The organism is uncultured Gimesia sp. (assembly GCF_937919775.1).
GTDB lineage: Bacteria > Planctomycetota > Planctomycetia > Planctomycetales > Planctomycetaceae > Gimesia.
In genome coordinates this window covers 1-10,313 of the sequence record NZ_CALFPF010000303.1, presented here as the reverse complement: position 1 = coordinate 10,313, position 10,313 = coordinate 1, and the positions used below count along the sequence as shown (strand labels likewise).

The 10,313-nt window shown below is 49.5% G+C and carries 7 protein-coding genes; 4 read left to right on the top strand and 3 right to left on the bottom strand.

Going from position 1 to position 10,313, the window contains the following annotated elements; all coding sequences use genetic code 11:
- A partial coding sequence (locus Q0294_RS08345) for a hypothetical protein (RefSeq protein WP_299463241.1) occupies positions 1-1,093 on the top strand: 1,093 nt, incomplete at its 5' end.
- 92 nt (positions 1,094-1,185) lie between these two features.
- Here Q0294_RS08345 and Q0294_RS08340 read toward each other — a convergent pair.
- Positions 1,186-3,021, bottom strand: a complete 1,836-nt coding sequence (locus tag Q0294_RS08340) for a DEAD/DEAH box helicase (RefSeq protein WP_299463238.1) — start codon at positions 3,019-3,021, stop codon at positions 1,186-1,188.
- A gap of 547 nt (positions 3,022-3,568) precedes the next feature.
- Between Q0294_RS08340 and Q0294_RS08335 the strand changes: the two genes are divergently transcribed.
- Both Q0294_RS08335 and Q0294_RS08330 read left to right on the top strand, forming a co-directional pair.
- Positions 3,569-5,629 (top strand): prolyl oligopeptidase family serine peptidase, encoded by a 2,061-nt coding sequence (locus Q0294_RS08335; protein ID WP_299463234.1) that lies wholly within the window; start codon positions 3,569-3,571, stop codon positions 5,627-5,629.
- Positions 5,630-5,792: 163 nt separating this feature from the next.
- A complete protein-coding gene (locus Q0294_RS08330) occupies positions 5,793-7,157 on the top strand; it encodes a sulfatase-like hydrolase/transferase (RefSeq protein WP_299463231.1) in 1,365 nt (454 codons plus the stop codon).
- Between the two features lie 44 nt (positions 7,158-7,201).
- On the opposite strand, the gene Q0294_RS08325 is transcribed toward Q0294_RS08330, so the two are convergent.
- Complete coding sequence (locus Q0294_RS08325; protein ID WP_299463228.1) at positions 7,202-7,675, bottom strand: DUF2203 domain-containing protein; 474 nt, start codon at positions 7,673-7,675, stop codon at positions 7,202-7,204.
- 185 nt (positions 7,676-7,860) lie between these two features.
- On the bottom strand, positions 7,861-8,892 hold the full coding sequence (gene trpD / locus Q0294_RS08320; RefSeq protein WP_299463225.1) for an anthranilate phosphoribosyltransferase: 1,032 nt from the start codon (positions 8,890-8,892) through the stop codon (positions 7,861-7,863).
- Between the two features lie 294 nt (positions 8,893-9,186).
- Between trpD and Q0294_RS08315 the strand changes: the two genes are divergently transcribed.
- A partial coding sequence (locus Q0294_RS08315) for a hypothetical protein (protein WP_299463222.1) occupies positions 9,187-10,313 on the top strand: 1,127 nt, incomplete at its 3' end.

Here is a 10,313-nt window from a genome sequence, read left to right as displayed (position 1 = left end):
GCAGTTTCTGGCATTAAAGGGCGAGTTGGATAAAGTCGTTGATGAGCACAAAAAGGCGCGCGACGGTTCTGAAAAAGATTTAGCCGACAATCAGAAAATCAAAGAAGAAGAAATTGGAGCCAAGGATCAGCAGATTACGGCACTTCAGAAAGAAAATGAAGAGATCCTGATCGAACTGGACCAGTTGCGTGAAACGGACGCCAAAAAGATTAAAGACCTCGAAACCAAAAATAACACCTATGCCAGTCTGATTGATACGCTTCGCAGCCGTCTGGATCAGGTTCAGAAAGTCAGTTTCGAAAAGCCGGATGGTGTGGTCAGAACTGTTGATAACAGCACCGGAGTGGTCTGGATCAACCTGGGAGAAGCAGATCGTCTTCCCAAAGGGTTGACATTCAGCGTCTATCGTAAATCCCATCAGGGCATTGGCCGGGGAGGAGAAGACATCATCGGTGCCATTGAAGTGACCAAAATTCTTGGTCCGCATCTTTCGGAAGCCCGGATTGTCGAAGACGATATTTACCAGCCCATCAGTCCGGCTGATCCCATTTATACGCCGCTCTGGGGCGTCGGTCGTCCCGAAACATTTGCGATTTCCGGTATTATCGACCTGGATGGTGACGGAAAATCGGATATGGATCTGCTGCGTCGCGTCATCGAGAATGCCAATGCAAAGATTGATAACGAAGTCACCGAAAACGGCGAGCGGCTCGGTAACGGCTTAACCGTGCATACAAAATTCCTCGTGCTCGGGGAATCTCCCAACATCGACGATGCCAAGACTGACGAGCAACGCGACAAGATGCAGGAACTGCTCGCCAAGATGAAGGAAATCAGTGAAGAGGCCCGCTTGAAGGCAGTCCGCGTCATCGGGATTAACGACTTTTTGAGCTACATCGGCTATAAGCCTCAGCGTCGTTTGCATGTGCCCGGTTCTGGTATTCCTTCCAAAATCAAATTAGGAGCGAGACCGACCGGTGTTGGTGCTGTTTCCTCCGGTGCCGTTTCGGGGGCTTACTCTCGTAACAAAAGACTCAAGCAGCAGACTTCATCCGGCCAGACCAGCAAAGTTTTTGGTGGCGGCGGTAAATAGTAAATCAGCTGAATGGACAACATAAAAAACCTCGGTCGTGATTCACGACCGAGGTTTTTTTGTAGAACAGGTTAAACAGAAGGTAACTGAAATCAAACCTTCTGTTGTCTGTGTTTTGGTTTACCTTTGAATCGTTTCCGTTTCACAGGCGAGGACGAATCGATCTGGTCAAAGCGGGAAATTCGTAACTGTTGGCCTGAAACCCAGACGGTTTTCAAAGCATCGAAAATATCCCGAGGCATGCCTTCGGGCAGGTCAACGGTACTGTAATCGTCAAAGATACTGATCCGTCCAATATATTGGCTATCCAGTTCAGCCTCATTGGCGATCGCGCCCACAATATTGCCCGGTTTCACACCGTGAGTGTGTCCGACCTGGATGCGAAAACGCTCCATGCCTTCTTCAGGGGCTTCGTCGGTGGCACGTTTCCGGGGAGGACGCTCTGTCTCTTTCTGGAATCGACGTTCTGTCGGGGGCTGACTTTTGCCCGATGGTTCCCGTTCTCTTCTCGGGAATTCTCGACTTGAGGATTCTCTGTCTCGTTTTGGAAATTCTCTACTCGACGAATCTCTGTCGCGTTGAGGAGCTTCTTTGTGAAGCGATTCTTTCAGGAACAGAGGACGATTTCCCTGAACCATACAGGCTAAAGCGGCCGCTATCTGAATTTCAGATAAATTGCTTTCCGTCTTAAATTCGTTCAGCATCGTCTGGAAAAGTTCAAAATCAGAGGCGCTCAGGGCTTTCGTGATGGATGCTTTGAAACGCTCTTTGCGGCATTCGTTGATCTTATTGATGGAAGGCAGTTCCATCCGTTCGATTTTGTGTTTGATGGCCCGTTCGATGTTTTGCAATGAACGAGTTTCACGCGGAGAAACAAAGGTAATTGCTTCACCGGTTCTACCGGCACGACCGGTACGACCGATGCGATGCACATAAGCTTCTGAATCACCGGGTAAATCGTAGTTGATGACGTGGCTGATACGGTCGACGTCCAACCCGCGGGCGGCGACATCTGTAGCAATCACGATATTAACATGGCCGGCTTTGAGCTGGCCGACAGTCCGTTCGCGTTGTTTTTGTGGGATATCACCATTTAAAGGGGCAGCCAGAAAACCGCGGGCTTCCAGTTTTTCAGAAAGTTCTGTGGTGATTGTCTTGGTTCGTACGAAAATGAGCACGCCATCGATTTCTTCTGCTTCCAGAATGCGAGTCAGAGCGTCGAGCTTATGGTGGCCTTTTGCCAGCCAGTGCCGTTGACGAATCGTCTCAGCCGTCCGGTTGTTGACTCTGATCGTAACATGTTCTGGCGTCTTAAGATAATTGCCAGCAATCCTGCGAATCGCTTCGGGCATTGTGGCGGAAAACAGAGTGGTCTGGCGGCTTTCCGGAGTTTGTTCCAGAATCCATTCCACATCGTCGATAAACCCCATTCGCAGCATTTCATCGGCTTCATCGAGGACCATACAACGCAGAGCGTCCAGTTTTAATGTTCCGCGACGCATATGGTCCATGACGCGACCGGGTGTTCCCACAACGATATGCACGCCTTGTTTTAAAGGTTGTAATTGCCCTTTAAAATCGGCTCCCCCGTAGATGGGTAATACCTGCAGCCCCTTCAGTTTGGAACCATAACGTTTGAATGATTCGGCAACCTGAATCGCCAGTTCGCGAGTCGGTGCCAGCACCAGAACCTGAGGAGCCTTGATGCTCAGATCGATTCGCGAAAGTAAAGGCAACGCAAAGGCAGCCGTTTTTCCCGTTCCCGTCTGGGCTTGTCCTACCAGGTCACGTCCTTCCAGCAATAAAGGAATGGTCTGTGACTGAATCGGGGTCGGGATCTGATATCCAAGCTCTTCCAGAGAATCTAAAACTGGCTGGCAGAGCGCTAAATCTGAAAATTTTGCCTGCAATGAGACATCCGTTAACATACATCAACCTTTCGACGAACCTTAAGCCGGAGGCTAAGCGTACACGTCGTGTAAAAAAAGAAATTGGGTCGTGCAAAAATAAAGAAACAGGTGAGAGTCGGACTATTCGTTCCGGACTCAGGAATTTATTTTCAGGTTACTTCCTGAAAACAGCTCTCCTCGAAGCTCTGCTTCGTATCACCCAACTGCTACTGTCGACAGCGGAATCCCGTTCAAGGAATTCGGCAAAAAGTAGCCAAAACAACACGAAAAGATCAGCAAACAGCCGATTCTTTTATTAAGAGTTTCTGGAGATCAGTCAAAAAATGATCAGGCTCTCGCTGAAGATTGCCTGTTTTTTTGACTACTCAACAGTCCGAATTATATCACTGGTCCGATTTAATTGCACTCCCTGATTCAAGAATTTCAGAGAATATCTGGTTTCTTATTCTGTTCGTCAGAAAAACATGACAAATCTGATCAAATCACTTAAGACTGGTTCAAGTTTTGTTCTACAATAATGAGAGTCCTCAGCGTGATTTTCCCAGCTTAACCGGAGTTTGATGATATGAATTTCCCGGATGTTCCTTCTGAGCAAAAAACACAACAGCCTATCGATCCGGAGCAGTCGCTACTCTGGTTGGAAGAAATTGAAAGTGAGGCGGCGTTAGACTGGGTCAAACAGCAGAATGCCACAACGTTAAAAGCACTCACCAGTGATCCCCGGTTTGAACAATATCAGCAGGAATCACTGCAGATTCTGACCGCCTCAGATCGAATCACTTATGGAACTTTGCGCGGAGATTTTGTGTATAACTTCTGGCAGGATCAGGAGCATGTCCGTGGCATCTGGCGGCGTGCGAGTCTGAAGCAGTTTCGAAATCAACAGCGCCAGTGGGACGTACTATTGGATGTTGATCAACTGGCAAAAGGAGAAAATGAAAACTGGATTTATAAAGGGGTGGACTGCCTGAAGCCCGACTGTCAGCGCTGCATCATCGAACTGGCACCCGGTGGGACCGACACTGCCGTCTATCGTGAATTTGATATTTCGGCGAAATCATTTGTCAAAGATGGTTTTGAAGTTCCGCTCGCGAAAACGAATCTCTGTTGGGAAAATCCGGATCAGTTACTGATCGCCACCGACTGGGGCGAAGGGACGATGAATACCTCCGGTTATGCCCGAATTCTCAAGCGCTGGAAACGCGGGACTCCTCTGTCAGCGGCAGAAACACTGCTGGAAACGGGGATGGAGGAAACATTCATCCATCCCGTCAATCTGGAGCATGCACACTCTCAGGCTTGTTTTGTGATGCGCGGGCATGACTTTTATCATTTCAGCTTTTACCTCGTTACAGAAACCGGAACGCTGAAACAACTGCCTCTTCCGCAGAAGAGCAGTCTGTCCGGACTATTCCAGGATCAATTGCTGGTTGAACTGAAAGAGGACTGGCGGGGCTTCATAGCCGGTGCGCTCGTCAGCTTCTCTCTGACCGATTTTCGGCAGACGGGGAAAATCAATGACGTGCTGACTGTGTTCGATCCGGGGAAAACGGGGACGATCTCTCAGGTCCAGTGTGCGAAAGATGCTGTTTACCTCACAGGCATCGAGCATGTTTCTACCCAGATTCGCGAATTCACATTCGAGGAAAACAAGTGGAAAGGCACACTGATTCCCTGGGGAGAGCATGATGTCATTTCCATCAGTTCTTCTGATAGCAACAGTAATGATCTGCTGCTTTCCCGCGACGGATTTCTGCAACCGAGCAGCCTCTATTATGTGAACTTCCGGGAGGGAATCGAAGAGCAGATTCAATCGACACCTGCACGATTTGATACCAGCGGCCTGAAAGTCGAGAAAAATTTCGCCATCAGTCCGGATGGTATGGAGGTGCCTTACTTCCTTGTTTCCCGGCACGATACGCAGCTCGATCATTCGACCCCCGTTCTGCAGTACGGTTATGGCGGATTTGAAATTTCGATTTTGCCGCATTACAGCCCTTTACTGGGAAAACTCTGGCTGGAAAAGGGGGGCGCTTATGTACTCGCCAATATTCGGGGTGGGGGAGAATATGGTCCCCGCTGGCACGATGCCGCTTTGCTGGAAAATCGGCAACGGGCGTATGATGATTTTTTCGCGGTCGCAGAAGCCGTGCAGGGCAGAGGTTTAAGTTCCCCGAAACACTACGGGGCCATGGGCCGCAGTAATGGGGGCCTGCTGATGGGAGTGGCGTTCACACAACGCCCGGAACTGTTCAACGCCATTGTGTGTGGCGTGCCTCTGCTCGATATGAAACGTTTCAATAAACTGCTGGCCGGTGCGAGCTGGATGGCGGAATATGGTAATCCCGATCTTCCCGAACACTGGGCCTACCTCCAGAAGTATTCTCCCCTGCAGAATTTGAAACCGGGGCAGGCGTATCCCAAAGTGTATTTCTTTACCTCAACCAAGGACGATCGCGTCCATCCGGGACATGCCCGCAAGATGGCAGCCCGCATGGCGCAGATGGGCTACGATTTTTATTATTACGAGAACATCGAGGGGGGCCACAAAGGAACCGCGAATCAAAAACAGGAAGCAATGTTGAGTTCGCTGGAATACCTGTATTTAATGCAGCAACTCGCTTAGCAGTAGAGAGAGAATATCGAGAATTCCGCTTGTCGCTCAGCCTTTGATTGACACGGACTTCCGGAATTGTTCAGATGAAGACTGACAAAAAATGACACCTTCATCGCTGCTCACTCCGCTGAGATTTTTTGCTTTCTGCCTGAAACGGTAAGAGGTTTTTTCCATGAATCGCCGCTGGTTCTTTTATCTGATTGTGGTCAGTTTACTCGGTTTTTCTCCCTTTTCCTCGATTTCTGCGAACGAAAAACAGGCTCGTCGGCGACCGAATATCCTGCTCATTACGGCCGACAATCTGGGGTACGGTGATCTGGGTTGCTACGGGAATCCGGTGATGAAAACGCCTCAACTGGATCGACTGGCGCAGCAGGGGGTTCGGCTGACCGATTTTTATACCGCATCCCCGACCTGCACTGTTTCCCGTGCGACTCTGTTAACGGGCCGCTATCCACAGCGGATCGGCTTGAATCATCAGCTGACGGCGGTCGAAAATTATGGGGATGGCTTACGCAAGAGTGAATTACTGATTCCAAACTATCTGAAACAGCAGGGCTATCGCACGGCCTGTTTTGGAAAATGGAACGTCGGTTTTTCGCCGGGCAGCCGTCCGACAGAGCGCGGCTTTGATGAGTTTTTCGGCTTCGCTGCCGGCAATATTGACTATTACCATCACTTCTATGCCGGCCGACATGACTTATGGCGTGGCTTGAAAGAAGTGTTTGAGGAAGGTTATTCGACCGATTTATTTGCTGACGAAGCCTGTCGCTTCATTGCAGAGAATCAACAGGGGCCCTTTTTTATCTATCTCCCTTTCAATGCACCGCATTTTCCCGGCAAACGGAATAAACAACCGGGACAGGCGAATGAGTGGCAGGCTCCGGACAGCGCCTTCGAGGTTTATGGCTATGCTCCTCAAACCAAAGACCCTCAGCAACGCTACCGCGCGGTGGTCACTGCACTCGACACCGCCATCGGTCGGGTTTTGCAGCAGCTGGATACGAGCGGACTCAGCGAGAATACGATTGTCATCTGGTATTCGGACAATGGAGCCTTCATGTTGAAGGAGCGCGGTTTGGAAGTCGCCAGTAACAAGCCTTTGCGCGACGGGGGCATCACGTTATGGGAAGGGGGAATTCGTGTTCCGGCGATCGTGCGTTATCCCGGTCAGATCAAAGCCGGCACGGTCAACCACAGTCAAATCATCAGCCTGGATATTCTGCCCACGCTGATCGCACTGGCAGGCGGTACTCTTCCTGCAGACCGAAAACTGGATGGCCAGAATATTCTTCCTGTACTGGAAGCACCGGAAACCGCAGAGGCACGGACCTTCTTTTTTCAGTATCAGAAATATAGTGCTGTCCGGCAAGGTAAATATAAGCTGTTGCGGACCAAGCCCGATCAGCCATTCATGCTGTTTGACCTGGAACAGGATCTGGGAGAAACTACCGATCTGACAGACAAACACCCCGAGGTGTCAGCGCAGTTAAGACGGGCCTATGAAACCTGGGAACGCGAGACGACATCTGAATAAAAGCGGAAACCGGTTTCGAAAACGAGATTGAGGTAAGCCGTCGATTAAATCAGCGGTTCATCAAGGTCTTTGTTATCGAGATTCAATGAGTCTTCAAACAGCACCTGCCGTTCGGAAAAACCTTCATCCAGAGTATGCCAGTGTGCGACTTCTTCTTCGCCGGATTTCCAGCAGAGATAAATTTCTTTACCTTTCCGGAGCGAGGGGAAGTTTACGACACCCAGGGCAGGGTCCTCCAGTTCGACACCCAGTTCGATGAGTTCGTTGATATACCCTTTGAGTTGTTCCATATCATTTTCGATATCCACCTCGGCCTGCAGAAGTTCTTCGCTGTATACGGAGTCTTCATCGCGGGTGGAAGCGCCGGGCAATCGCTTGATTTCGGTAATCCGTTCCTGGCGATCATGCAGATTCTGGTAGAGGGCAACAATGTCTTTGACAATCGCCTGCACGAGTGGTAAACGAAGATTGGCCTCTTCAGGAGTGAAAATCAGCTTTCGTTGTGCTTCTGCATTCATGATGAGACCTTTATTTCTAAATGACAGTAGTCAAATCAAAAAAGGGGCAGCGTCACTTAGTTTGATTTCTACTGTTTTTCGGTTGTCATAGCTCAGAGGAATTATAAGAGGATGTTCAGATTCGGCAAGTCAACACCATTCATGAGAGCGGTATTTTCTGATTCTCTGACAGAAATCCAAATAATTCATTCTCCTATTACATTACTGGTAAACTCGATGAGATGTTTGAGTTTTTCTAATACTTTTCCTTCATCGATCAGTCGTGAGACTTTTTGAACAGATTGCTCCAGATTTGAAGTCTTTCCTGCTGCCATTAAGGCAGCCGAGGCGTTCGCTACGACAATGTCGCGAGCAGGTCCCTGTTCACCGTGAAAGATGTCAAGAATGATTTGAGCACTTTGCTCAGAGGACTTGACAACTAACTGACTTACGTCGCTTTCAGTTAGTCCGAAATCTGCAGCAGTCCATTCATAGTAACGCAGATCGGAGTTGGTCACTTCAAACACAGATGTTTTACCCCAGAGGCTGACCTCATCCAGTTCTCCGTTACCACAGACAACCAATGCATGTTTTCGACCTAATTTTACTAAGGCTTGAGCAATTTTTTCTGCAGCCTGTACAGAATTCGCCCCTAATAACTGGTATTCGGCACTCGCCGGATTCGTTAAAGGCCCGAGGTAATTGAAGATCGTGCGAATCCCTAATTCTCGACGAACGGGAGCGACATATTTCATTGCCGAGTGCAACAGGGGTGCAAAACAGAACCCAATCCCTGTTTTTTCCAGACATTGTCCGATTTGTTCAGGCGTTAAATCCAGGCGTACTCCCAGTGCTTCGAGAACGTCCGAGGAACCGCTCGAGCTGGAAACACTCCGATTACCATGCTTGGCCACAGGAATCCCGGCAGCGGCGGCGACAATCGCCACAGCGGTACTGATATTAAAGGTGTGGAGTTGATCTCCCCCCGTCCCGCAGGTATCCAGCAGACCGGTACAGTGTGTGGGTATCGCCAGCGCTCGTTCATGCATGGCCCGTGCCGCTCCGACAAGTTCGTCCGGAGTCTCCCCTTTCATGCGGAGCGCCGTCAGAAAAGCTGCGATTTGCACGTCACTGCATTCTCCGCGCATGATGGAAGAAATCGCCTCATAGGAGGCTTCGCATTCCAGATTATCTCCCTGGAGTAAACGATCCAATGTTTTACTGAGAACTGTTGACATAAGTATGAATCCAAACTCTCAATCGCAGTCGTTCCTGAAACAGGCACAGATTATAGCAGGACAACACACAAGATTCAGCTAAAGACAGTACTGAATACGGGAAGTTAATTTTAATTAAACACTGTGTCATTCTCATTTTCCAGACTTGAATCATCGATAAGTTTCCTGTCATACTTGTTCCTGCCGAAATGAAATTGGTACAATCTCATTCAACACGACTCCTTCAATCACCGGATGATCCTCTCGCCTTCAGAGGATCATTCTGATAAATCCAAAGAACCTCAGGAGACTTCCATGAAGCGAAGCTGTTTTCTATTCTGCCTCATGTTCCTTTTCAGTTCGCTGACTACCCTTCAGGCGAATGATGTAGAGCAAGACATTGCACAAATCAAACAGGTTCAAAAAGAAGGTCAGGGGAATCTCGCCGCTTCGAAAGCCGTGCAGCAACTTTCCCAGGCAGACGCCTCGGCGTTGATTCCGATTCTGTCCAGCTTTGAGGGAGCCAATCCGCTGGCCGTCAACTGGCTGCGTGGTGCCTTTGAAACCATCGCGGCGAATGCTATCGAGCAGAAAAAACTGCCCGTTGACAAACTGGAAAAATTCATCCTGGACAAATCTCAGAATCCGCGGGCAAGACGCCTGGCGTATGAAACGTTAATCAAAGTCGATCCGAAAGCAGAAGACCGGCTGATTCCCGGCATGATCAATGATCCGAGCGTCACGCTCCGCCGCGACGCCGTGCAACGCCTGATCGACGAAGCGAAAAGTCTCGAAAAAGCCGACAAGAAAGACGAAGCAAAGAAAATCTATCAGCAGGCACTCACCGGCGCGACCGATGACGATCAGGTCAAAGCCATCGTCAAACCCTTGCGAAGTCTGGGCGAGAAAATCGACCTGCAGAAACATTTCGGTTTCCTGTCCGACTGGATGATTGTCGGGCCGTTCGATAACGGGGATAAAAAAGGCTACGACGCGGTGTATGCACCGGAAGAAAAAATTGATTTCACTTCTGCCCTGAAAGGCAAAGAGGGCGAAGTCGAATGGAAGCCGGTGAATACAGAAGATGATTATGGAATTTTTGATATTGCCAAGTCGATTTCGGCCTACAAGGGGGCCGTCATGTACTGTGCCGCCGATTTCTACAGCCAGGAAGAACAATCGCTGGAGATTCGACTGGGAACACCGAATGCCTGGAAAATCTGGGTGAATGGCAAACTCCTGTTTGCCCGCAACGAATATCATCGCGGGATGGTGCTGGATCAATACATCGTGCCGGTTACGTTTCAACCTGGTAAGAATGTCATTCTGCTCAAGCTCTGTCAGAACGAACAAACCGAAAGCTGGGCGCAACGTTATCAGTTTCAGGTCCGGATTGCACGTCCTTCGGGAACCGGAGTCCGTTCGGAAAATCCAGAGGCAAC

Coding starts and splice junctions, on each gene's coding strand:
- Q0294_RS08340 (WP_299463238.1), bottom strand. CDS start 3,021: ATGTTAACGGATGTCTCATTGCAGGCAAAATTTTCAGATTTAGCGCTC.
- Q0294_RS08335 (WP_299463234.1), top strand. CDS start 3,569: ATGAATTTCCCGGATGTTCCTTCTGAGCAAAAAACACAACAGCCTATC.
- Q0294_RS08330 (WP_299463231.1), top strand. CDS start 5,793: ATGAATCGCCGCTGGTTCTTTTATCTGATTGTGGTCAGTTTACTCGGT.
- Q0294_RS08325 (WP_299463228.1), bottom strand. CDS start 7,675: ATGAATGCAGAAGCACAACGAAAGCTGATTTTCACTCCTGAAGAGGCC.
- trpD (WP_299463225.1), bottom strand. CDS start 8,892: ATGTCAACAGTTCTCAGTAAAACATTGGATCGTTTACTCCAGGGAGAT.